Below are 23,444 nucleotides of genomic sequence, written 5' to 3' on the forward strand. Positions count from 1 at the left end.
AGCCATAGCCCGCGTAATACACAGCGCTTTCAGGCAAGGGGGCAATGTTGATATCCGAGTTCCTTGGGAGCAGACGCGTCCCAGTCCGGTTTTGAAGTCAATCACCCTTCCTGTCGCGCCCTTTCGATCAGTCTTTGCATCAGAGACTCCCGGGCCTGATCGAATTTATCGTCGAGCACGCCCCGCGCGGCCAGCGAAGCCAATTGCTCGCAGGCTTCGATGAGCAGCGGCGCGTCTTGTTCGTCCAAGGCATGGATGTAGGCTTGTACCGAGTTGTTTCCCAGGCAAAAGCTTTGCAAACGATCGTCTTCATTCAAGAATCGGTTTCTATCGGCAATGTAGGGGGTGCCGCCGCCGTTTTCGAGATAGACGGCCAATGCGCCCAGTGCGGTGCCAGGCATCTCAGCTGCCGTGACGGGCGGGCGGGCAGCGACCCAGTCCGGCACTTTTTCGGCTGGCATGGGGCGGGCGATGGCATACCCTTGCCCGTAATCAGCGCCCAGGAAGGCACTGGCCTCGATCATGCCCTGGCTTTCCAGCCCTTCCACGGTCACGCGCTTGCCCATGTCCTGAGCCAGCCGGGTAAGATGGAGGATGAAGGCGAGCGCGCGCAAGGGGTTCTGTAGGTAGTGGCGCACCAGCGCCTGGTCGATCTTGACGCCATCGAAGGGCAAGCGATCGAGGCGCAGCAGACTGCTGAAACCGGAACCGAGGTCGTCTTCGACCAGCCACACACCCAGCGCCTTGAGGCCGGCCAAAGTACGGTCGCGGGCGGGAACATCCAGATTTTCGTCACTTTCCAGCACTTCGAGCTTGAGTCGTGCCGGATCGATCGCCTGCTGCGCGAGTGCCTGTTCCACCATCCCGAGGTAACGGCTGTCATTCAGCCCTTGCGCGGGCAGATTGAGCGATACCGAGAGCTTCAGCCCTTGCTCTTCCCAGCGGTGCAGGGCTTCGAACGCCAAGTACAGTCCCCGCTCGAACAAGCGCCTGAGTTCCCTGTCGCCATAGCTTGGCAAAAACCGGCCGGGCATGACGATCCCGCCATCGGGCGCACGCAGCCGGGCGAGGGCCTCGACGCCGATCAACGCGCCGCTTTTGAGGTCGACCAGCGGCTGATAGTGCAGGATCAGGCCGTCATGGTGTTCGAGCCGTTCGCGCCACTGCCGACGCACCGGCTCGGCCAGCACGCTTTTTTCCTCGAGTTCAAACCGTCGCAGCGCCAGCGCGAAATGGTGTTGGAGCTGGTGCAGGAAGCGGATTTGTTCTCTGCCTGAAAAGCCGTTTGGGCGATCGCAGTAGAGAGACAAGACCGCCTGGGGCGAGCTGTTCGATGTGAGCGGGACGGCGACTAGGGAGCGGACGCCGATTTCGCACGCCAGATCCCGCCATGGCGCAAGGCCCGGGGCGGTGGCATAGTTGATGCCGTGTTCGATGCGGCCGCTGCGCCAGGCGCGGGCGGACGGCCCCTGGCCGAGCTCGCCGGGGGTGACCTCGATCTGAGGGGCGAGCCCCGCATGCACCCGTTCGAGATAATCCATGAACGCCTCGCCGGCAACGAATTCAAACACGAAACGCCCCTGGGGGTCCGGACGCCCGAGGGTGACCGAGACAACGCCCGGGAGTTTGTACAGCGCCTCGATGCATCCTTCGGCGAGTTCGTCAAAACTGCCCACCTGCGCCGCCACGGCGTCGATGTGTTGCAAGGTGTTTTCGTATTCGACCTCCACCTCGGCCTGCCCTTCGAGCTGAGCCTGCTGATCGACCGAAAGCCGCCTGACAAGAATGCTGAGCAGGGCCGCGGAAGCCGGTAGGCCGGCCAGAAGTCGCTCTACGATCAGGCCATAGGTGCCAACCATCCATTCGGGGCGCATGCCGGTGACCGCGTGCTCGCGGCCAAGCGCTAGCGCAAGATCACGATGCGCGCGCTCGTCCAGCTTTGGGTCCAGCAGGCGGCGCAGATGCTCGCCGAGGCGGGCGCGATGATGGCTTTGTTCCTCGGGCGACAGAGCGCCGATCACGCGGCCGGCTTCCGGCTGCCCGGCGAGAAGCCGGTAGACCGACTCGACCACCGCCGGCAGCGCGGCGGCCAGCAGCCCTTGCGCGCGCTCGAGCACCTGGCGGGCCGCCGGTCCGTACGCGGGCAGGGACTGCGCGTCGTCCTGTTCCTGTTCGACGGACACCCGCCCGTCCATGGGGCTGCTGGCATCGAACAGTGTCCACCAGCGGCTTCGATGCCCTTTTTGCGCCTTGGCCTGATACAGCGCCTGATCGGCCGCGCGCAGCAGTTGGCCTGTGGCATCGCTAGAGCAATCGAAACACAAGGGGTAGAGTACCAGCCCCATGCTCATGTCGACGGTGACTTCCGTCTGTTCGTCCAGGCGCACCGGCGCGATGAGCGCCTGGTGCAAGCGATCGAGCAGGATCTCGAGGTCGTCCAGGTCTTCGAGGTCCTCGATCAAAAGCACGAATTCGTCGCCGCCCAGGCGGCAGGCGAAATCGTTCTGGCGCAAGGCGGATTTCAGACGACTCGCCAGTTCGATCAGCAAAGCGTCGCCGGCCGCATGGCCGTAGAGATCGTTCACCGGCTTGAAATCGTCGAGATCGAACAGGGCGACGGCCAGCAGATGCTCGTGTCGCTCTGCCCGCGCCGGCGCTTCTTCCAGGCGCAGGTCCAGCGCGGCGCGGTTGGGCAGGTCGGTCAACGGATCGTGAAAGGCCAGGCGAGTAAGCTTTCGTTTCTCTTCTTCCAGCTCGGCATCGCGCGCAAAGACTGCGCCGAGAAAATTTGCCAGCTCCTCAAGCTGGGTCTGTGACTGGTGACGGCCGAAGGCGCCGGGCGTACGGCTATAGAGACTGAGTGCATAGACGCGATCACCGTCCCCTATCGGCAGGGTGGCGCTGGAGCGCCAGCCGTGGCGGCGCACAGCGGGCAAAAAAGGCAGGGACGAGTCGGCGTCTTCCCAGTCCGTAATGTAGCTGGGCTTACCGCTACGTATCGCCTTGGCAGTGGGTCCTTGCGCCCATGAGCCCAGATTCCAGGGCAAGTCCAGCGCTTCGAGATAGGCGGCCATCTCCTGGTTAGAGGTGTAATCGACGAGGAGGCGTCCGTCCGCTTCGACATGACCCAGCCAATAGCTGTCAACCTTCCAGATGGCGAGCAGCGAGGAGAGATCCGCGAGCAGCGCGGGCGTGGATTGCGCCTTGGCGAGCAAACGCGCCAACTGGTGGAAAAAAGCAGCTTCGTCGTCGAGGGATGGGATATTGTTATTCATAAGGCCGATGGATTCCGATTCTGCCTTGTCATACTTCCGACGACTGTCGAAGGTTGGAATCGCTGAGTGAACATCATCTTCTGTGAATTGGTGCCCCGCCAGTTTTGAGGCGCGTCCTCTGACGGCCCAGCCCCCAGGCGATTTCTTCGGGGCATTCTGGCACCCACCCACGAAGGTGTCGACACAATGGCATGCAAGAGCTTTGTCTGTGGCGCTATCTTCAAGGATAGCGCATGTCTCGGGAAATCAACCTTGATTTAGTTCCGAGCCACAGGCGGCGTAACGTTTCGTTCAGGCATCGCCGCCACAAAGCCTTACGCGTCAAAGTGCTTGTCCGCGCCCAGCGCGATCCAGTGACTCCCATCGGGGCGCATCGCCTGCACGACACTTCCTCGCGCTCGGCCTTGCCGGTGGCCTGGGTTCTCTGGGACTTGACTCTCAGACCGTGCAGGGAAGTACACACGATATTCCGATTTCAAGGTTTGCGAGATATTACAAAGCCACACGTCAAATCAACATGATGTTCCGGATGCCCCAAAAAAAAACCCCGGCACGGGGCCGGGGCCATGAAGTTCGACTTGAAGGGGGGGAGACAAGTCGATCCGCCTTGCGGCGGCGAGCGCCGGGCTAAGCGCTCGAAAGTTCAGACTGGGGGCGTCAGGAAAAGTTCACACGAAATTCGTATGCGACATAAAGAAGCCCCGGCACGGGGCCGGGGCAGTCGCATCGACTTGAAGGGGGGGAGACAAGTCGTACCCGTCTTGCGACGGGTGAGTACGGGCTATGCACTCAAAGCCTCAGACAGGGGATCGAGTGGAAAGGTTCCCGGGGAGATGATCGGGATTGGCAATGGCATAAAAAAGAAAACCCCGGCATGGCCGGGGCAACTGTTCATCGACTTGAAGGGGGGACAAGTCGAGCCCGCCTAGGGAGACGGCGGGAGCGCCGGGCTAAGCGCTTACTGACTTTGATCCCCTGGAGTCGTGGGAGTTCGCGAAATTTTGATCGGAAACTCTTATGTGATTTCTGTCAGTGAGCGGCGTCCCAGTCGAGGCCGCTGCCGATGTCCACCACCAGGGCTACGTCCAGTTCGGCGGCACTCTCCATATGTGTGCGCAGTGCCTCGCGGGCGGTGTCGGCCTGTGCCTCCGGGACTTCCAGCACGAGTTCGTCGTGCACCTGCATGATCAGCTTCACTGCGGGTGCCTCGCGCTGGATCCAGCCGTCGACGGCGATCATGGCGTGCTTGATGATGTCCGCGGCGGTGCCCTGCATCGGGGCGTTGATGGCGACGCGCTCGGCCTGGGCGCGTCGCTGGCCGTTGCGCGAGTTGATTTCCGGCAGGTACAGACGGCGACCGAACAGGGTTTCCACGTAGCCGAGGTCGGCTGCCTGCCTGCGCGTCGATTCCATGTATTCCCGTACGCCGGGATAGCGCTCGAAGTAGCGGTCGACGTAGGCCTGGGCCTCGTTGCGGCCGATACCGAGCTGCTTGGCAAGCCCGAAGGCCGACATGCCGTAGATCAGGCCGAAGTTGATCGCCTTGGCGGCGCGACGCTGATCCGCTTCCACCGCCTCGGGTGCCACGCCGAAGACCTCGGCGGCGGTGGCGCGGTGGATGTCCTGGCCCGCCGCGAAGGCGCGGCGCAGGCCCTCGTCGCCGGACAGGTGCGCCATGATGCGCAGCTCGATCTGCGAGTAGTCCGCGGCCAGCAGGATGTGGCCCGGCGAGGCCACGAAGGCCTGGCGAATGCGCCGGCCGGCCTCGGTGCGCACCGGGATGTTCTGCAGGTTGGGGTCGGAGGACGACAGCCGGCCGGTGGAGGCAACGGCTTGATGGTAGGAGGTGTGCACCCGCCCGGTGTCTGGGTCGACCCGCTCGGGCAGGCGGTCCGTGTAGGTCGACTTGAGCTTGGACAGAGTGCGGTGTTCCAGGATCACGCGCGGCAGCTCGTGCTGCGTCGCCAGCTCCTCGAGCACGTCCTCGGCGGTCGAGGGCTGCCCCTTGGGCGTCTTGCGGATCACCGGCAGCTTGAGCTGATCGTACAGGATCTCCTGGATCTGCTTCGGCGAGCCGAGGTTGAAGGCGCTGCCGGCGATCTCGCGCGCCTGACGCTCCAGGCGGCTCATCTCGGCGGCCAGTTCGGCGCTCTGCGCGCGCAGCCGGTTCGCGTCCACCCGCACGCCATGCCATTCCATGCGCGAGAGCACGGGTACCAGCGGCATCTCGATCTCCTCGTAGACCCGTCGCTGGCCCTCCGTCTGACTCAGCCGCGGCCAGAACACCCGGTGCAGCGAGAGCGTCATGTCGGCATCCTCGGCGGCGTACGGGGTGGCGTCGTCGATCGCGACGGCGCTGAACGGGATCTGTTTGGCGCCCTTGCCGGCGACGTCCTCGTAGGCGATGTTGCGGTGCCCGAGGTGCGCTTCGCATAGGGTGTCGAGATCGTGCCGGGTCGCGGTCGAGTCGAGTACGTAGGACTCGAGCATGGTGTCGTGGCGGATGCCGTCGAGCGCGATGCCGTGGTGCAGCAGCACGTTGCGGTCGTACTTGAGATGGTGTCCGACCTTGGCGCGCGAGGGGTCCTCCAGCAGAGGTTTAAGACGGGCGAGCACCGCTTCGCGGTCGAGCTGGTCGGGGACGCCGGGATAGTCGTGCGCGAGCGGGACGTAGGCCGCCTCGCCGGGCTCGACCGCGAACGACAGCCCGACCACGCGCGCCTGCATGTAGTCGAGACTGGTAGTCTCGGTGTCGAAGGCGAACAGCTCGGCGGCCTCGAGCCGTTCGAGCCAGCGCGTCAGCGCGGCCTCATCGAGCACGGCCTCGTAGTCGGCGCCGCTCGCCGCGGTCGGGTCGGCGGGGGCGGGTTCGTCCGTGGCCGGTTCCAGCTCGCGCAGCCAGGTGGTGAAACCGAGGTCCGCCAGCTGAGTGCGCAGCGCCTGCGTATCGCCGGCCTGCAGCGCCAGCGCCTCGGGGCGGTAGTCGAGGTCGAGTTCGGTGCGCAGAGTGACCAGTTCGCGCGAACGCGGCAGGTCGTCGAGCGCGCGGCGCAGGTTCTCGCCGACCTTGCCGCCGATTTCGTCGGCGTGGGCCATGACGCCGTCGAGGTCGTCGTAGGCGGTGAGCCACTTCACCGCGGTCTTGGGGCCGCATTTCTCGACACCCGGGACGTTGTCCACGCTGTCGCCGATGAGTGCGAGGTAGTCGATGATGCGCTCCGGCGGCACGCCGAACTTCTCGATCACGCCGGTGCGGTCGAGCACGCTCCCGCTCATGGTGTTGATCAGGGTGATGCGGTCGTCGACCAGCTGGGCGAGGTCCTTGTCGCCGGAGGAGATCACCACCTGTTCGCCGCGCCGGGCGGCCTGCCGCGCGAGCGCGCCGATCACGTCGTCGGCCTCCACGCCCTCCTCGACCAGGATCGGCAGGCCCATGGCGCGCAGCAGCGAGTGCAGCGGTTCGATTTGCGCGGCAAGGTCCTCCGGCATCGGCGGGCGGTGTGCCTTGTATTCGGGGTAGAGGTCGTCGCGGAAGGTCCTGCCCTTGGCGTCGAACACCACCGCGAGGTGACTGGGCTGGTAGTCCTTGAGCAGCCGGCGCAGCATGTTGGCGACGCCGTAGACCGCGCCGGTGGGTGCCCCGGAAGGACTGGTCAGCTCCGGCAGCGCATGGAAGGCGCGGTAGAGATAGGAGGAGCCGTCGACGAGGACGAGTGGTGATGGTTTCATGGACTGCGCCCGGGCTGCGATAAGCGCCATAGGTTAACCGCCCCCGCCATGCTTGTGCAGCGCCCGGCTTATGCGGGTGGCCAGTTTTGTGTTAAAACGGCCGCCCTTCCCGCGACATTCGGGCGGTAAATCGATGGATAAGCAGGATCGCGCGCATACGCAGCACCTTGAGCTGTGGCCGATGAACGACTCGGAGCTCACTCGCGAGAGCTGGAAGATCTTCCAGATCATGGCCGAGTTCGTGGAGGGTTTCGAGCGCCTGGCGCGCATCCGCCCCTCGGTCAGTATTTTCGGTTCTGCGCGCACGCCGCCCGGGAGCCCGCTGTACCGCCTGGCCGAGGACATTGCCCTGCGTCTGTCCGAGTCCGGTTTCGCGGTGGTCAGCGGCGGTGGCCCGGGCATCATGGAAGCCGCCAACAAGGGGGCGTTTCAGGGCAAATCCCTGTCCGTGGGTCTCAATATCCAGCTGCCGCACGAGCAGAGCAGCAACGATTACCAGGACCTGTCGCTGACCTTCCGTCATTTCTTCTCGCGCAAGGTCATGTTCGTCAAATACGCCTCGGCCTACGTGGTGCTGCCCGGTGGCTTCGGCACGTTGGACGAACTGGCCGAGATCCTCACCCTGGTGCAGACCGGCAAGACCCGACGCATTCCCATCGTGCTGGTACACAGCCCGTTCTGGGAGGGGCTGCTCAAGTGGTTCCGCGAGGTGCTGGTCAAGGAGGGCACCATCAGTGCGGAGGACATCGATCTCATGACCGTGGTCGATAATCCCGCGGACGTGGTGAACGCGATTTTCGATCATTACGAGCAGCGCGACATCGAACCCTCGCCCGAGGAACGCGAGCGCCTGCTCGATCTGTAGGCATGGCGCTTTCCTCGCTGCCGGACGCCGATGAGCTGCGTGCGTTTCTCACCGCCTATCCCGGCGTGGTAGCGGTTGCTCAGCCCGTGCCGACGGGCTTGGTCGACACGTGGCGGCTCGCGACTGAAAGCGGTCCCCGGCTGCTGAGCCTGTTCGTGCAGGATGCGGCCGCGGCGGCCGAGCAGGGTGCCGCCCGGCTCGGGCGGTTGCGCGAGGCCGGGGTTCCCGCCGCAAGTCCGCTGGCCGACCGGACCGGTCATCTCGTCGGACGTCTGGGCGCTTTCCCCGCCATGCTCCTGTTGCCACCGCCGGGCGAGTCCTTGCCGGAATGTGCTGCCGTGCACTGCGCTGCCGTGGGCGAGGCGCTGGCGGGCCTGCATCGGCTGCCCGCGGACGCGGATGCAGCGCCCCGTCCGGGCGTGCGCGAACAGGCACAGGCGCTGCCGCCGGCGCTGCCCACGGAAGATGCCGGGCTGGTGCAGGACGAGCTGCGCTTCCAGGGGCTGTATCGCCTGAACGACCTGCCGCGCGGGCTGGTACACGGCGGACCGATGCGCGCGGCGCTGTTCGAGGGAGAGCGGCTCGGCGGGCTGCTCGGCCTGGAACGGGCGGGCGAGGATGTGCTGCTGCGCGATCTTGCAGCGGTGGCGGTCGCGGGCTGCACAAGCTCCGGAGGCGCCCTGGACCCGTCTCGCGTACTGGCCCTGCTCGGGGCCTACCACGCGCTGCGCCGGCTCAAGCCCATCGAACGTGGCGCCTGGCCGGTGGCGCTGCGCGGCGAGGCGTTGCGCCGCTGGCTGGATGCGCTGGAGGCCGGGGCGGCGGACGAGGCGCGGTCGGCGAAGACCCTGCTGCTCGCCTGCCGCGAGGGCGAGCGGGAGCTAGCCCGCCTCTGGCCCTGAGGTTTCCGCCGCGGCGTCCGCGCCAGCGGGTGGCCCGAAGCCCAGCCAGTCGTCCAGCCGTGCCTGCACGGCTTCGAGTCCTTCGCCGTTGAGGGCGGAAAACAGCTGCACCTCGGCGTGCAGGCCTTCGGCCTCCAGGCGTTTCTTCACCTCGCGGCGGGCGGTCGTCGCCTGGCCGCGCTTGAGCTTGTCTGACTTGGTCAGCAGCACGTGTACCGGCACCCCGGCTTCGCGGCATAGATTCAGCAGCTGCTCGTCCAGCGGCGTGAGCGGATGGCGGATGTCCATCAGCAGGATCAGGCCGCGCAACGCTCCTCGCTCCAGCAGATAGTGCTGCAGGAACGCCCCCCACTGACGTTGACGGGATTTCTCCACGCGGGCGTAGCCGTAGCCAGGGAGATCGACGAGATGGCGTCCCTCGCCGACGTCGAAGAAATTGATCTGCTGCGTACGCCCCGGCGTCTTGCTGGTCCGCGCCAGCGCCTTCTGATGACAGATGCGGTTCAGGGCGCTCGACTTGCCGGCGTTGGAGCGCCCGGCGAAGGCCACCTCGGCTCCGGTCTCGGGCGGGAGGCTGGCAACCGAGGCGGCGCTGGTGACGAAACGGGCGTTCTGGTAGCGCTTGTGCATGGAGTGTCTTTTGGCCTAATTGGGGGCTATGGTATAAGCGCTGGATCATTACGACTACAGACAACAATAACAATACGGTGGCCTGGGCGGGTCAGCATAGGGCAAGGGGCTGAATCGACAGGGGCGATGGTTATAAAAGGATAGCGTCGACCACAGGTGCCGCCTGTTATGGCGTCACGGGTAGCGATTCGATCCTCAACATCCCACTCTCGCTGTGCGTGGCCCGGGCCCAATGAAGGCGCTTTGCGCCGAAGAATTCAACGGGACAGCACTAGTGGTCCCGCACAATATAACGATGTGGGGGAAGACCATGAAGGGATTGAGTTACTTGTTTGGATTCGCGGCATTGTGTGCCGTGGGCGCAGTCAATGCCGCCGAACCGGCGCCGCCGGTTGGCAGCGCTGCCGCTGGCAAGGCGCTGACCGCGACCTGTGCCGCCTGCCACGGTGCGGCGGGCGTCGGGGTTTCCCCGGATTTCCCCAATCTGGCCGGGCAGAGCGAGGTCTATCTGAACAAACAGCTGGACGACTTCAAGAGTGGCGCGCGCAAGAACGTGATCATGAATGCGATGGTGGCGACGCTGACACCGCAGAACGTGCGCGATATCGCAGCCTACTATGCCAGCCTGCCCGCGGCGGCACCGTCGGTTACGCCCGCGGCGGACCCCAAGACGCTCGCGCTGGGTGCGCGGATTTACAACGACGGGCTGGCCGGCGTCACTGCCTGCGTTCGCTGCCATGCGGCAGGCGGGGTCGGACAGTTGGGACATTTCCCACGGCTGGCAGGACAGCACGCCAAATACCTCGCGGCGCAATTGGAGGCGTTCAAAAAAGGCGTGCGCGGCAATGATGCGGGCAAGATGATGGCGCATGTCGCTGCCGGCATGAATGCCCAGGACATGCAGGCGGTCGCGCAATATCTGCAAAGCCTGTAGAGTCGCGCAGTCTCGTTCCCCTGATGCTGCGGCATGCTGTCGCGGCGGAACTTTCGGCTGGCGTTGGACACTAATTTAGTCCAGGCTGTAAACTTTTTATCCAAGCATCCGCGAAATCAATCATGAGTCAAGCCGCCACCATGACGCCGCCGAATCCTTCGCGCGAGCGTCCGAGTACGTCCCGCATCCTGTTGGAATTTCTCGGCTCGATGAATCTGGCGGTCACGCTGCTGGTGATCGTGGCGATCGCGGCGATCATCGGCACCGTACTCAACCAGGACAAGCCCTACAGCGACTATCTGCTTGAGTTTGGTCCCTATTGGTTCAAGGTGTTCCGCGATCTGGGGCTGTACGACGTCTACTCGGCGACCTGGTTTGTCCTGATCATGACCTTCCTGGTCATCTCGACCAGCGTCTGCGTCTACCGCAATGGCCCGCGCATGCTGCGCGAGATGCGCCAGTACCGTGTCAATGTGCAGGCCAAGTCGTTGCGCCTGATGCGCCACCACGAGGAACGGGAGACCGCGGTGGAGATTGCCGGAGTCGAGGCACGCGCAAAGCGTCTCCTGCAGAACCATGGCTATCGGGTGCGCGAGGAGGACCACGGCGATCACCGCGTGCTGGCAGCGATGCGCGGCCGATACAACCGCTTCGGTTACCTGCTCACGCACATCGGCATCGTGGTGATCCTGATCGGCGGGATGCTCGACAGCAACATGTTCCTGAAGATGGCGGTGGCGCTCGGCAAGCTCAAGGTGGAGACGCACGACGTTCCGGTGTCCCAGGTCCCTGCAAGCAGCCGGATCGGCACCTGGAATCCGTCCTACCGTGGTAACGTCAGTATTCCTGAGGGCCAGTCAGCCAATGTGCTGTTCCTGCAGCTCAAGGATGGTTATGTCGTGCAACAGTTACCGTTCACGGTCACCGTCAAGAAATTTACCGTCAAGCATTACATCACCGGACAGCCTAAGGATTTCCAGAGCGAGGTGGTCGTGCATGACCCGCGTACCGGCAAGACCGTGCATGACACGATCCGGGTTAACCACCCGCTGGATTTCGACGGAGACAAGATCTTTCAGGCCAGCTTCGGTGACGGCGGTTCCAAGCTGCAATTCAAGATTTGGTCGCTGGCGGGTGTGAGCAAGCCGCTCGATTTCAAGGGTACGGTATTCGGCAAGTACGCACTGGACACGCAGGATGGCAAGCGGCAGCTCGAAATCGATAACTTCCGCATGTACAACATCGAACAGAAGCCAGGTGAGAATGGGATTTCCAAACCAGTCGATCTAGGCCCAAGTGTGACCTTTAAGCTGCGCAACTCACAGGGCGAAGCCAATGAATACGTGAACTATCTTGTGCCTCGTCGTGTCGATGGCATCAGCTATTTTCTGAGTGGTGTACGTTCAGAGCCGAACAAGCCATACCGCTACCTGCACATCCCAGCCGGACCCAACGGTGGTGTGCATCGTTTCATGCAGTTTGCCGAGGCTATGCATTCCAAGACTATGCTCGACAAGGTCTCGGGTAGCATGGCTGAGAATACACTCGCGGCAATGGGTAAGAACGGCGATGCTGCGACCCTGAGCAAGATCAAGTCCTCGATCCGTCAGATCCTGCAATTGTTCGCTCAGGGGGGGTATACTGCGGTGGTGCAAAGTGTGCGCGAGCGCGTGCCCGCAGACCGCCAGAAGGAGGCTGCCGATGCCTTTCTCAAGGTACTCAACGCCGGACTTGAGGGCGTGTACCGAGACGTTCTGGCGCAGGACGGCGTGAACTCTCCGACGCAGCAGGACTGGAACTTTTTCCAGGCTGCGGTCCCGTCGCTCAGTGTGCTGCCGCTCTATGGTGCGCCCGTCTACTTGCAGTTGACCAACTTCAAGCAAATTCAGGCTGCCGGTCTTCAAATCACGCGTTATCCGGGTGCCAAGGTGGTGTGGATTGGCGCGCTTATGCTGTTGTCGGGAATTTTTCTGATGTTTTTCGTGTCGCACCGTAGGATCTGGTTACGTACCGAGCCCCGGGGAGACGGTGGCACCCGTGTGCTCTTTGCGGGTACCAGCAACCGTAATATGATGGAATTCGATCGCCATTTCGGCCAGTTAAAAGACGCGCTGTTCAGTAAGCTTCGGCCATGACCGGGCTAGGTGGCACAGCCTATCAGAGGAGGAATCACCGCGATGTCGTCCGTACCACATGATCTAATGGAGGGCCTGGAAAAGCCCTCGTTGCTGCGCCAGTTGAAGCCCACCGACTGGGCGTGGGCGGCCACGGTGCTCGCCGGCGCCCTGTTCGTCTACTTCCATTTCATCCAGGAAATGTGGATGTGGCAGGAGATAATCCTGACCATGGCCGCCGTCGGGCTGATCGGAGTCGGTTGGCGCTGGCGGCAGATGCAGGTGTTCAGCCTGGTGGTGGCCGCCATCAGCCTGTTCGGCATCTGGCTCTACGGCTCGGACTACAATGCGGCGACGACCAACCCGATTCTGCATTACGTGCTGTCCAGTCCGTCGGCCATTGCCTGGATGGACGGCATTCTGGTGGCCTCGACCGTGGCCTATCTGCTGGGCTTGGTCGCGAAGAGCGATCGCTTTTCCGAACTTGCGCTGCGCGCCGGCAGCTGGCTAGCCTGGAGCGGCGTCACCATGGGCTTCTCGGCGCTGATGATCCGCTGGCGCGAGTCGTACCTGATCCGCCCCAGTTTCGGACACATTCCGGTCAGTGATCTGTTCGATGTGTTCGTGCTGTTCTGTTCACTGACCACGTTGATGTACCTCTACTTCGAAACCAAATATAAAAATAGAGCGCTTGGGGCGCTTGCTATGCTGATTGTCAGTGCGGCCGTCGGTTTCCTGATCTACTACACGGTGGTCTGGCATGCGGACAAGATCGAGCCTCTGATCCCCGCGTTGCAGAGCTTCTGGATGAAGATTCACGTCCCGGCCAATTTCATCGGCTACGGCGCGTTCTCCTTCTCCGCGATGGTGGGCGCGGCCTATCTGGTGCGACTGCGCGCCGAACGTGTCAATCCCCAGGGCCGTATTGCACGCCGCCTGCCCAGCCTGGATCTGATGGACGAGGTGATGTACAGCTATAACGCTGTAGGATTTGCTTTCTTTACCTTGGCGACCATCCTCGGCGCGCTGTGGGCGGCGGAGGCCTGGGGCGGCTACTGGTCCTGGGATCCGAAGGAGACCTGGGCGCTGATCGTGTGGCTCAACTACGCAGCCTGGCTGCACATGCGCTTCACCAAGGGCTGGCGCGGTAAGCCGATGGCGCTGTGGTCGCTGATTGGTCTTGGCGTCGTTACCTTCTGTTTCCTGGGCGTCAACATCTGGCTGTCGGGTCTGCATTCCTACGGCAAGCTCTGATCGGACCGTTTGCAGCGTCCGATAAGGAGACTACGTGCGACGTCTGTTCGCAGCCTTCCTGTTCCTGCTGCCGCTGGCCGCGATGGCCGGCGGTCAGCAGAAAACCTTTGACGAAGGTATTGAGTACCAACTGATCAGTCCGCGGCCGACATTGCCGCTCAACGTTTCAAAGGGCAAGGTGCAGGTGGCCGAGTTCTTTTGGTATCAGTGCCCGCACTGCGCCCATCTGGAGCCAACGCTGGAACACTGGCGGCGCCACGACATGCCGGCGGACGTGGAGTTCGTGCGCGTGCCCGCGGTGCTCGCGCCCAACTGGTACTTCATGGCACGGGTCTACTACACCGCACAGTTGCTGGGTGTCGAAGCGCGTATGACGCCCATCCTGTTCAAGGCCATTCAGGCCGATGGCAGGAAAATGGAGGATCTTAAAGGCGTGGAGGCCCTGTTTGCTCGGCAGGGTGTGCCTGAGAAGCGCTTCAAGGAAGCTTTCGAATCGCTGGCGGTGTCGACCCGGGTGCGCAGAGCGATACAGCTTACGCATGAATACGGAATTACCGGTGTACCGACCCTGGTGGTTAACGGACGATATCGGGTGGATCCAAACCGTGTCGGTAGCTACCCACGCATGCTGCGCGTGGTCGACTATCTGGTCCACCACGTACACGATGAAAACGTGCATGCAGGTCATGCACAGCAGCATACCGACTTGAGCCGGGCCGAATGATGTTCGACACTGGCACGATGAATAGCGTACTCGCCAGCCCACACCCCAGCCGTCAGCTGATCCGACTGCTCAGCTACAACATACAGGTTGGCATCACCACCTCGCGTTACCGCCACTATCTCACGCACAGTTGGAAGCACGTGCTGCCCTATCCCGAGCGCATGGCCACGCTGCGCGGGATCGCGCATTTCATCTCGGATTTCGATCTGGTCGGTCTTCAGGAAATCGATGCCGGCAGTTTGCGTACCGGCTTCGTCGACCAGGCCGAGTATCTCGCCCACACCGCGCCCTTCCCGCACTGGTACAGCCAAACCAACCGTCGCCTCGGACACTTCGCGCGGCATGCTCTGGGACTGATGGGACGCTTCAGCGCACATCGTGTGGTGGCGCACCGGCTGCCTGGGCCGATACCCGGTCGCGGCGCGCTGGAGGTGCATTTCGGTTCGCAGCAGGAACCCCTGGTCGTAATCCTGGTGCATCTGGCGCTGGGGCGGCGCACCCGTCGGATGCAGTTTGAGTATGTCGCCCGCCTGGCTAGCCAATACCGGCATGTGGTGGTGATGGGCGATCTCAACTGTCCGCCCGAGGCGCACGAACTGCTCGCGCTCACCCAGACCACGGATCTGCGCGTGGCCGATCACGGGGTCGCGACCTACCCGAGCTGGCGCCCCGCACAGTCCTTCGATCATATCCTGACCAGTCCGACGTTAGAGGTGCGTAGATCGCAGGCGTTCCCCGTCAACTATTCCGATCATCTACCCGTGGGACTGGAGCTGATTCTGCCTGCCGGGCTCAATCTATACCATGAGCAAGCAGACGTGCTGCCAAGGATTGTGGAGCACTGAGCTACACCGCCGCGAATTGAGGAGGGTGCGATGGATCGTTTTCCCGTCATCATCGGCGAGGTACTGTTCGATTGTTTCGGTGCCGACTGCACGCTCGGCGGTGCGCCGTTCAACGTGGCCTGGCATCTACAGGGTTTCGGCCTCGCACCGCGTTTTGTCAGCCGGGTTGGCGAGGATGCGCTGGGCGCCGAGGTGTTGGCACGCATGGCCGACTGGGGGATGGACTGCCGCTGGGTCGGGCGCGATGCAGATCACCCGACAGGCCGAGTCGCGGTAAGCGTCGTTGGCGGTCAGCCGAGCTACGACATTCTTCCCGCGCAGGCCTATGACTACGTCGCACCGCCCACAGCCTTGGGTGACTGTGCAGACAGCCTCTTCTATCACGGCAGTTTGGCCGCGCGTAGCGAAGTAACCCGCGCCACCCTGCTCGGGTTGCGCGCCGCCTTTGCTGGACGCGTGTTCGTCGACGTCAACCTGCGGGCGCCATGGTGGTCGGCCGATTCACTGTGGCCGCTGCTGCTCGATGCCGCCTGGCTCAAGCTCAACGATGAGGAGGCTATGCGCCTGGTCGAGGACGGCGAAGGAAGCCACCTGGCACGCGAGCGCAGGGCCGGACAGGTCATCCTGACTCGGGGTGCCGAGGGCGCGGATGTGTATGATGGTCATGGTCACCTGCAGCATGTCACGCCACCGGTGGTAGGCGGCTTGGTCGATACCGTGGGGGCCGGCGATGCCTTCAGTGCGGTGGTCGTGCTGGGGCTGATCGAGGGTTGGTCATGGCCACTCTTGCTCGGCCGAGCGGTGACCTTTGCTGCGCGTGTGTGCACTTGGCGCGGTGCGCTGAGTGACGACCGGACCATCTACGAGGAGATCGTACGTGAATGGAGGGGAGCCGAAACGCACGGCTGAGCAACGCGGCTGGTATCTGATGCATATCAGCCTGCACGGCCTAGTGCGGGGCAGCGACATCGAATTAGGCAGGGATGCCGATACCGGCGGGCAGATCCAATATGTGATCGAGCTGGCGCGTGCGCTGGCGGGCCTGGATGCGGTGGAGCGCGTCGATTTGCTGACGCGGCGAATCGACGACCCGCGCGTGGACGACAGCTACCGCAGCGAGGAGGAGTTGCTGGGCGCGGATGGCCGTGCACGTATCGTGCGTGTTCCCTTCGGTCCCCGTCGCTACCTGCGCAAGGAGCGCTTGTGGCCCTATCTCGACTGCTTCGTCGATCTCGCACTGCAATACGTTCGCAAGGTCGGCCGGCTGCCTGACGTGATCCACGCGCATTATGCCGATGCCGGCCAGGCGGGCGCCCGCCTGGCCGCCTTGCTCGGTGTCCCCTTTATCTTCACCGGACATTCGCTGGGACGTGAGAAACGCCGCCTGTTGATGGGACAAGGACAGCAGGAGGCGCAGATCGAGCGCCGCTATCACATCAGCCGCCGCATCGAGGCGGAGGAACATGCGCTCGATTTGGCCTCGCTGGTGGTGGCGAGCACCCGTCAGGAAGCCGAGGGGCAATACGCCCTGTATGACAATCATAAGCATCGCCGTGTCGCGGTGATCCCGCCTGGAGTCGACATTGCGCGTTTCCGCCCCGCAGGCAAGGGTGATCGTGTGGACGATTGCGGCTGCGACATCGCGCGCTTCCTGCGGCATCCGCGCCGGCCCTGGATACTCGCGCTGGCGCGTGCCGACGAACGCAAGAACCTCGCCACGCTGGTGAAGGCCTATGGCGCTCATCCGCGTCTGCGCGAACAGGCCAATCTGGTCATCGTCGCTGGCGTGCGTGAGCGTATCGGCGAGCTGGACAAGGGGGCGGCACAGGTCTGGCGCGAACTGCTCGAACTGATCGACGACTACGATCTTTACGGCCACGTGGCCTATCCCAAACAGCATGCGCCCGATCACGTGCCGTGCATCTACCGCAGCGCGGCGGCCAGCGGCGGACTGTTCGTCAACCCGGCCTGGACCGAGCCTTTCGGCCTGACCTTGATCGAGGCGGCGGCCAGCGGCCTGCCGGTGGTCGCCACCGATGATGGCGGGCCGCAGGAGATCCTGCGTCACTGCCGCAACGGCCTGCTCATCGACCCGCATGACGCCGAGGCGCTGGGCCGCAGCCTGTCGGATGCCTTGTCCGACCGCAGGCGCTGGCGCCTGTGGTCACAGCGCGGCCTGCAGGGCGTGCGCCAGCACTACACCTGGAAGGGACATGCAGAGCACTACCTGCGTGAACTGGCACGGATCTCGCGGCAGCGCCAGCGCCGACGGGTGCAGCGCAGCCGTCTGCCCACGGTCGATCGCATGCTGATCTGCGACATCGACAATACCCTGATCGGCGATCGCGAGAGTCTGGTCCGGCTGTCGCAGGTGGTTGCCGAAGCAGGTGACAGTCTGGCCTTCGGCATCGCCACCGGGCGGCGTCTGGACAGCGCAGTACGCGTGCTCAAGGAATGGGGCGCGCCGGTACCCGACGTGCTGATCACCGCCGTGGGCAGCGAGGTGCATTACGGCACGGGCACACAGGCCGACCACGAATGGAGTCAACACATCGATTTCCGCTGGGATCGCGATGCGATCATCGAGACCTTGCGTGGACTGCCGGGCATGCGCCTGCAACCGGCCAGTGAGCAGCGTCGCCACAAGGTCAGCTATTATGCGGATCCCGTGCGCATGCCGGGGGTGCCGGCCATCCGCCGTGCGCTGCGTCGGCGGGGCGTGCACGTCAACGTGATCTATTCGCACCAGGCCTACATCGACATCCTGCCGATCCGTGCTTCCAAGGGCCTAGCGGTGCGCTTCGTCGCAGACCGCTGGGGTCTGAGCATCGACCATGTGCTAGTGGCCGGCGATTCCGGCAACGACGAAGAAATGCTGATCGGTCACAGCCTGGGCGTGGTGGTCGGCAACCACAGCGCCGAACTGGAACGCCTCAAGGGACTCAAACGAATTTACTTTGCGCAGGCGACGCATGCGGCCGGCGTGCTTGAAGGCATCGAGCACTACCAGTTCCTGGGCAGGATCAGGCAGCCGCGCTACGACTGAACAGTGCTGGCGACCTGCCGCCAAAATCGAGGAGATCCTATGTCGGAAGACGTGACGGACGGCGCCATCGGCGAACTGCAGGAATATGCCGAGGTGCACCGAGAAACCCTCTATCTGCTGCTGCGCGAACTGTTGGCCGATACACGACGACACTGGTTGCGCAGCGACCTGTGGGATCACTACCAGCGTTTTCTCGAGAAACACGGAGAGTTGCCCCGCGATGGCACCCTGACCCGCTTCATCGCCGATGCGGAGGAGGCGGTGACCGACGCGCCCTGGCTGAGCTTTTCCGTACGTCCGCGGGTGGGTTTTCGCTACTACCTGCGCATCAACGCCGAATCCCTGCACATTGAGGAGCTCGACGTGTCGGAGTTTCTTGCCTACCAGGAACGCATGGTGCTGGGCCAGCCAGAACTGCCCTGGCAGCTCGAATTCGACATCACCCCCTTCAATCGCGAATTCCCACGCATGGCGGAGTCGCGCTCCATCGGCCGCGGGGTGGAGTTTCTCAATCGACGCCTGTCCAGCCAGTTGTTTCAGGAATCCGGACGGCGAGCGCAGAGCCTGCTGGACTTCCTGCGCGTGCACGCCTACCGCGGCCAGCAGCTCATGCTGGGCGAGCATCTGCGCGACGTCGCCGCCCTGCGTTCGGCACTGCGCCGCGCGGAGCGCCAGCTCGGACAGCTCGCCCCGGACACGCCCTGGGCCGATCTGGCCCCGGAACTCAAGCGTCTGGGATTCGAGCCGGGCTGGGGGCGCGATGCGGCGCGGGTGCTGGAAACCGTGCGTCTGCTCTCCGATATCCTGGAAGCGCCCGACCCAGCCGTGCTAGAACGCTTTCTGGCGCGCGTACCGATGATCTTCAACCTGATCATCCTCTCGCCGCACGGTTATTTCGGCCAGGCCAACGTGCTCGGTCGGCCGGACACCGGCGGGCAGGTGGTCTACATCCTCGATCAGGTACGCGCCCTGGAACATGAGATGCGTGCGCGCCTGGAGGCCCAGGGCCTCGATATCGAGCCGAACATCGTCGTGGTCACCCGGCTCATCCCCGAGGCCGACGGTACCACCTGCAACGAGCCCCTGGAAGCCATCTCGGGCACGCGCTCCTCACGCATCCTGCGCGTACCCTTCCGCAACCCCGAGGGCGACGTCGTGCCGCACTGGATCTCGCGCTTCGAGGTGTGGCCCTACCTGGAACGCTTCGCGGGCGAGGTGCAGCAAGCCGTGGTCACGGAGCTGGACGGTCGGCCCGACCTCATCGTCGGCAACTATTCCGACGGCAACCTGGTCGCAACCCTGCTGGCCGACCGCATGGGCGTGACCCAGTGCAACATCGCCCACGCCCTGGAAAAGACCAAATACCTCTTTTCGGACCTGTATTGGCGCGAGAACGATGCCGAGTACCATTTCGCCACGCAGTACACGGCGGACCTGATCGCGATGAACGCGGCCGATTTCATCGTCACCAGCACCTACCAAGAGATCGCCGGTACCGACGACAGCATCGGCCAGTATGAAAGCTACGAATCCTTCACCTTGCCGTCGCTGTACCGCGTGGTGCGCGGGATCGACGTGTTCGATCCCAAGTTCAACATCGTCTCGCCGGGGGCCGACGCCGAGGTGTACTTTCCCTACACCGAGCAGGAACGCCGGCTCACCGGCCTGCACGACGAACTGCACGAACTCGTCTTCGGCAATCCCGAGGTTGAGGTCCGCGGGCAGTTCGCCGAACCGGACAAGCCGCTGCTGTTCACCATGGCGCGATTGGACCACATCAAGAACATCACCGGTCTGGTGGAATGGTACGGTGCGGACGAGCGCCTGCGCGGCCAGGCCAACCTGCTGGTGATCGCAGGTCACGTCGACGCCGCCGCCTCCGACGACCGTGAAGAACAGGCGCAGATCGCACGCATGCACGAGCTGTTCGATCGTTACGGTCTGGACGGGCAGGCCCGCTGGCTGGGTGTGCGCTTGGACAAGATGCTCTCCGGCGAACTTTACCGCTTCGTCGCCGACCACCGCGGTGCCTTCGTGCAGCCGGCACTGTTCGAGGCCTTCGGGCTGACCGTGATCGAGGCCATGAGCTCGGGGCTGCCCACCTTCGCCACGCGCTACGGCGGCCCGTTGGAGATCATCGTCGACGGCGCCTCGGGATTCCATATCGATCCGAACCATGGAGACGAGGCTGCGGCCCGCATGGCCGACTTCTTCGAGCGCTGCGCCGCCGAACCGAAGTACTGGGATCGTCTGGCGCAGGGAGCGCTGGAGCGCGTCGCCAAGCGTTACACCTGGGCGCTGTACGCGGAACGCATGATGACGCTGTCGCGCATCTACGGCTTCTGGAAGTTCGTCACCAATTTCGAGCGTGCCGAGACGCGACGCTATCTCGAAATGTTCTACGGCCTGCAGTGGCGTCCGATGGCCGCGGCAGTCGGCGGCGCGCGCGCGGACTAGTCCGTCGGGTGATGATCGTGGGGTAGGATGCCGGCGCGCTCGGCCAGCCGGCGGATGTCCTCGACGATCCACTGCCCGGCGTCGTGGCGGATCAGGCCCTCGCGACGGAAACTCTGCAGAATGCGAGTCACCACCACGCGCACGCTGCCGATGAGGTGCGCCAATTCTTCCTGCGGGAGTCCTCGGAGCAGACCTGGGCGCTGCACCGGTTCGCCGGCGAGATGGGTGAGAAGCAGCCGCGCCAGGCGCGTCTGCGTGTCCTCCAGGGCAAGATCGGTCGCCAAGTCTTCCAGCACACGCAGGCGAGCGGCGACATGCCGCAGCAGCGCCCGGCGCAAGGCCGGCTGTGTCTCCAGCCATTCGTGCCAGACGCCCAACGGCGCGGACAGTGTCACCACAGACTCCAGAGCCTCACACTGCGCGTCATGCGGTTGCCCGTCGAGCAGCGCGACGAGGTCGAAACCGTCGCCGGGTGCCAGGATTTCCAGGCTGAGCACACGTCCGCTGTCGCGTGACGCGCGGCTGATCTTCACGCGCCCTTGTTCCAGCAGATAGAAGCGTTCCGAGGTGTCGGCAGTGGTCATCGCCGGCGATGACCCTGACCAACGTATGCGGGTCATTGCGGCCAGCATGCGTTCCACCGTCTGCTCTGGCACACCCGCGAACAACGGGGAATCGAGCATGGTCGAGGTCATGGCTGATGCTGGGCTGTGCTTCATTTTGACCTTACAGTCCCATGTCGGTGCAGTGTCGGTGGGGTCATGTTGATGAGTGTAACTGTTTGGTGAGTGCGATGGCCCATGGCTACTTGCGCGATAAGGCAACTGCTGTGGGAGTTGCTTTTCGCGCCTCTTTTGGTGCCGCAAGATGTGGAAGGCGGCCCGGTAATATAGCTTTCGGTCGAAGGATCGCCGCTCACGTCGCTCGATGCCCATGTGGGATATCAAACCGCGTGCCACGCGCCTGTATGGGTGCCCTTTCGACAGTATCGAATACCGCCCAACCGTGTGTGAACAGGTCCTAGTTGCCTGCCAGTCCACGTAGCCTGTCTTGCTGCAGCAGCCGCACCTCACGGCCTTCCAGGGAAAGAAAGCCCTTTTTGCGCAGTCCGGCCAGCAGGCGGCTCAGCGTTTCCGTGCGCATGCCCAGATGTTTGGCGATCTCATGGCGTCCGAGCGGCAGGCGGAAGGCCGAAGGCGAATAGCCGCGCGCGTGCAGGCGGGTGGAAAGGTCCAGAAGGAAGCAGGCGAGACGCTGTTCGGCGGTCTTGGCGGAGATTTCCAGCTGGTGGCGTTGGCTGCGCGCGAGCGCTCGACTGATGTCCTGGCAAAGGCGTTCGCGTAGCACGGGATGGCCACTGGCGAGCTGGCCGAGTGATTCGCGGTTGAGTTCGCACAGGTGGGTGGTCTCGAGGGCGACGCTGGTGGTGGTGTGTAACCCGGTGTGTAGACCATCCAGACCTAGAGTGTCACCAGGGAGATGGTAGTCGCAGATGATTTCATGGCCACCATGCCAGTTGAGCGAGGTTTTCGCAGCGCCTGCATGCACGATGAAAAGTTTGCGCGTCGGTGCCCCGGCCCGGTAGATCACATCGCCGCGACGCAATGGTTTGAGCACCTTGATGTGGCCGGAGACGGCTTTGAGATGCTGGGGTTCGATGGCTGAGATCAGGCAGAGGCTGCGTAAGTGACAGTTTGGGCAGGGTGCCAAGTCAGCCCGACGTGCCAGCCAATCGCTCGTAAGGCTGCTTTCACCCATGGTGCGTTCCCTCAACGTTACTTGGACGCGGTTAAGATACCGATGGGGTGTTACAGGTGGTGTGATCTAGGTTACGGAATACGGGTTTTATAGTTGACAGAAGCTTGTAAAGCTATGGTGCACGAGGATTTCATAGCCACCCAGTCGGGTTTGAGTGGCGAAAGGGGGGTAAGTTCAGCCAGGCTTAACGCCTTGTGAAAACGAGATCCCAAACGCCATGCCCGAGCCGCTCGCCGCGGCGTTCGAACTTCGTTTGCGGGCGGTCGCCGGGGTCGGGTGCATAGGCGCCGGCGCCATGAGCGTTGGCGAAGTCCGGCGCGCCCTCCATCACATGGAGCATGTGTTCGGCGTATTCGGCCCAATCGGTCGCCAGGTGCAGGCGGCCGCCGGGAGCGAGCTTGCGCGCCACACGGGCGACGAATTCGGACTGCACCAGCCGGCGCTTGTGGTGACGCTTCTTGTGCCAGGGGTCGGGGAAGAAGATCTGCACCGTGTCGAGCGCGGCGTCGCGGATGCGCCGCTCCAGCACTTCGACCGCGTCGGCGCAGAACAGGCGCATGTTGGTCAGGCCGTCGCGCTCGACCAGCTGTAGCAGATGGCCGACGCCGGGGCGATGCACCTCGATGCCGACGTAGTCGCGCTCAGGGTGGCGCGCGGCCTGGTCGGCCAGCGATTCGCCGTCACCGAAGCCGATTTCCAGCGTGACCGGCACCGAGCGTCTGAACAGCTCGGGTAGCGAGAGGGGCGGGCCTTCCGCATCGAGCAGATACTGCGGGCCGAGGGTATCGAGCGCGCGCTGCTGGCCGCGGGTGAGGCGGCCCTCGCGGCGCACGAAGCTGCGGATGCGGCGGCTGGGTGTCGTCGTTTCGTTCACGGTGGGCGCTCGCCCGGGGCGGGCGCCCCGGGTGGAA

General features: G+C 63.8%; 16 protein-coding genes. 10 read left to right on the plus strand and 6 right to left on the minus strand.

Annotated features, from left to right (window positions below; translation table 11 throughout):
• Positions 1-101 precede the first annotated feature (101 nt).
• Together BJI67_RS02070 and polA are read right to left on the minus strand one after the other, a co-directional pair.
• Positions 102-3,275 (minus strand): EAL domain-containing protein, encoded by a 3,174-nt coding sequence (locus tag BJI67_RS02070; RefSeq protein WP_070071617.1) that lies wholly within the window; start codon positions 3,273-3,275, stop codon positions 102-104.
• A gap of 1,029 nt (positions 3,276-4,304) precedes the next feature.
• Entirely contained in the window at positions 4,305-7,004 is a 2,700-nt protein-coding gene (polA, locus tag BJI67_RS02080; RefSeq protein WP_070073887.1) for a DNA polymerase I, read from the minus strand.
• Positions 7,005-7,137: 133 nt separating this feature from the next.
• Between polA and BJI67_RS02085 the strand changes: the two genes are divergently transcribed.
• Positions 7,138-7,869: an LOG family protein gene (locus BJI67_RS02085; RefSeq protein ID WP_070071619.1), complete on the plus strand. Its 732-nt coding sequence runs from the start codon at positions 7,138-7,140 to the stop codon at positions 7,867-7,869.
• Between the two features lie 2 nt (positions 7,870-7,871).
• Positions 7,872-8,771: a phosphotransferase gene (locus BJI67_RS02090; RefSeq protein ID WP_070071620.1), complete on the plus strand. Its 900-nt coding sequence runs from the start codon at positions 7,872-7,874 to the stop codon at positions 8,769-8,771.
• Here BJI67_RS02090 and yihA read toward each other — a convergent pair.
• On the minus strand, positions 8,751-9,401 hold the full coding sequence (gene yihA, locus BJI67_RS02095; RefSeq protein WP_070071621.1) for a ribosome biogenesis GTP-binding protein YihA/YsxC: 651 nt from the start codon (positions 9,399-9,401) through the stop codon (positions 8,751-8,753). The genes BJI67_RS02090 and yihA overlap by 21 nt on opposite strands.
• A 310-nt stretch (positions 9,402-9,711) precedes the next feature.
• On the opposite strand from yihA, the gene BJI67_RS02100 reads away from it, so the two are divergent.
• From BJI67_RS02100 to BJI67_RS02135, 8 genes are all read left to right on the plus strand, one after another.
• Positions 9,712-10,335 (plus strand): c-type cytochrome, encoded by a 624-nt coding sequence (locus tag BJI67_RS02100; protein ID WP_070073888.1) that lies wholly within the window; start codon positions 9,712-9,714, stop codon positions 10,333-10,335.
• A 122-nt stretch (positions 10,336-10,457) separates the two neighbouring features.
• Entirely contained in the window at positions 10,458-12,470 is a 2,013-nt protein-coding gene (locus BJI67_RS02105; RefSeq protein ID WP_083250558.1) for a cytochrome c biogenesis protein ResB, read from the plus strand.
• A gap of 42 nt (positions 12,471-12,512) precedes the next feature.
• Complete coding sequence (gene ccsB / locus BJI67_RS02110) at positions 12,513-13,703, plus strand: c-type cytochrome biogenesis protein CcsB (RefSeq protein ID WP_070071622.1); 1,191 nt, start codon at positions 12,513-12,515, stop codon at positions 13,701-13,703.
• A gap of 34 nt (positions 13,704-13,737) precedes the next feature.
• The gene (locus BJI67_RS02115) at positions 13,738-14,427 is read left to right on the plus strand and encodes a thiol:disulfide interchange protein DsbA/DsbL (protein ID WP_070071623.1); all 690 of its coding nucleotides are present in this window, start codon (positions 13,738-13,740) and stop codon (positions 14,425-14,427) included.
• On the plus strand, positions 14,424-15,272 hold the full coding sequence (locus tag BJI67_RS02120) for an endonuclease/exonuclease/phosphatase family protein (protein WP_156781993.1): 849 nt from the start codon (positions 14,424-14,426) through the stop codon (positions 15,270-15,272). The genes BJI67_RS02115 and BJI67_RS02120 overlap by 4 nt, the downstream gene beginning before the upstream one ends.
• Positions 15,273-15,302: 30 nt before the next feature.
• Complete coding sequence (locus tag BJI67_RS02125; RefSeq protein ID WP_070071624.1) at positions 15,303-16,181, plus strand: PfkB family carbohydrate kinase; 879 nt, start codon at positions 15,303-15,305, stop codon at positions 16,179-16,181.
• 19 nt (positions 16,182-16,200) lie between these two features.
• Complete coding sequence (locus tag BJI67_RS02130) at positions 16,201-18,318, plus strand: HAD-IIB family hydrolase (RefSeq protein WP_070071625.1); 2,118 nt, start codon at positions 16,201-16,203, stop codon at positions 18,316-18,318.
• 39 nt (positions 18,319-18,357) lie between these two features.
• Entirely contained in the window at positions 18,358-20,775 is a 2,418-nt protein-coding gene (locus tag BJI67_RS02135; RefSeq protein WP_083250559.1) for a sucrose synthase, read from the plus strand.
• Here BJI67_RS02135 and BJI67_RS02140 read toward each other — a convergent pair.
• From BJI67_RS02140 to trmB, 3 genes are all read right to left on the minus strand, one after another.
• Entirely contained in the window at positions 20,772-21,470 is a 699-nt protein-coding gene (locus BJI67_RS02140; protein WP_070071626.1) for a Crp/Fnr family transcriptional regulator, read from the minus strand. The two genes, BJI67_RS02135 and BJI67_RS02140, sit on opposite strands and share 4 nt — an antisense overlap.
• Positions 21,471-21,795: 325 nt before the next feature.
• Positions 21,796-22,533, minus strand: a complete 738-nt coding sequence (locus BJI67_RS02145) for a helix-turn-helix domain-containing protein (RefSeq protein WP_070071627.1) — start codon at positions 22,531-22,533, stop codon at positions 21,796-21,798.
• A 184-nt stretch (positions 22,534-22,717) separates the two neighbouring features.
• Positions 22,718-23,407 carry a tRNA (guanosine(46)-N7)-methyltransferase TrmB gene (gene trmB / locus BJI67_RS02150; RefSeq protein ID WP_070071628.1) on the minus strand — a complete coding sequence of 230 codons (690 nt, stop codon included), beginning with the start codon at positions 23,405-23,407 and terminating at the stop codon, positions 22,718-22,720.
• Positions 23,408-23,444 lie beyond the last annotated feature (37 nt).

This window comes from Acidihalobacter aeolianus (genome assembly GCF_001753165.1).
Lineage (GTDB): Bacteria > Pseudomonadota > Gammaproteobacteria > DSM-5130 > Acidihalobacteraceae > Acidihalobacter > Acidihalobacter aeolianus.

Bases quoted from the DNA above. Each gene is read 5' to 3' on its own strand.
- BJI67_RS02105 (WP_083250558.1), top strand. From the start codon at position 10,458: ATGAGTCAAGCCGCCACCATGACGCCGCCGAATCCTTCGCGCGAGCGT.
- ccsB (WP_070071622.1), top strand. From the start codon at position 12,513: ATGTCGTCCGTACCACATGATCTAATGGAGGGCCTGGAAAAGCCCTCG.
- BJI67_RS02125 (WP_070071624.1), top strand. From the start codon at position 15,303: ATGGATCGTTTTCCCGTCATCATCGGCGAGGTACTGTTCGATTGTTTC.
- BJI67_RS02130 (WP_070071625.1), top strand. From the start codon at position 16,201: ATGCATATCAGCCTGCACGGCCTAGTGCGGGGCAGCGACATCGAATTA.
- yihA (WP_070071621.1), bottom strand. From the start codon at position 9,401: ATGCACAAGCGCTACCAGAACGCCCGTTTCGTCACCAGCGCCGCCTCG.
- BJI67_RS02070 (WP_070071617.1), bottom strand. From the start codon at position 3,275: ATGAATAACAATATCCCATCCCTCGACGACGAAGCTGCTTTTTTCCAC.
- BJI67_RS02090 (WP_070071620.1), top strand. From the start codon at position 7,872: ATGGCGCTTTCCTCGCTGCCGGACGCCGATGAGCTGCGTGCGTTTCTC.
- BJI67_RS02085 (WP_070071619.1), top strand. From the start codon at position 7,138: ATGGATAAGCAGGATCGCGCGCATACGCAGCACCTTGAGCTGTGGCCG.
- BJI67_RS02135 (WP_083250559.1), top strand. From the start codon at position 18,358: ATGTCGGAAGACGTGACGGACGGCGCCATCGGCGAACTGCAGGAATAT.
- polA (WP_070073887.1), bottom strand. From the start codon at position 7,004: ATGAAACCATCACCACTCGTCCTCGTCGACGGCTCCTCCTATCTCTAC.
- BJI67_RS02120 (WP_156781993.1), top strand. From the start codon at position 14,424: ATGATGTTCGACACTGGCACGATGAATAGCGTACTCGCCAGCCCACAC.
- BJI67_RS02140 (WP_070071626.1), bottom strand. From the start codon at position 21,470: ATGACCTCGACCATGCTCGATTCCCCGTTGTTCGCGGGTGTGCCAGAG.
- BJI67_RS02100 (WP_070073888.1), top strand. From the start codon at position 9,712: ATGAAGGGATTGAGTTACTTGTTTGGATTCGCGGCATTGTGTGCCGTG.
- BJI67_RS02145 (WP_070071627.1), bottom strand. From the start codon at position 22,533: ATGGGTGAAAGCAGCCTTACGAGCGATTGGCTGGCACGTCGGGCTGAC.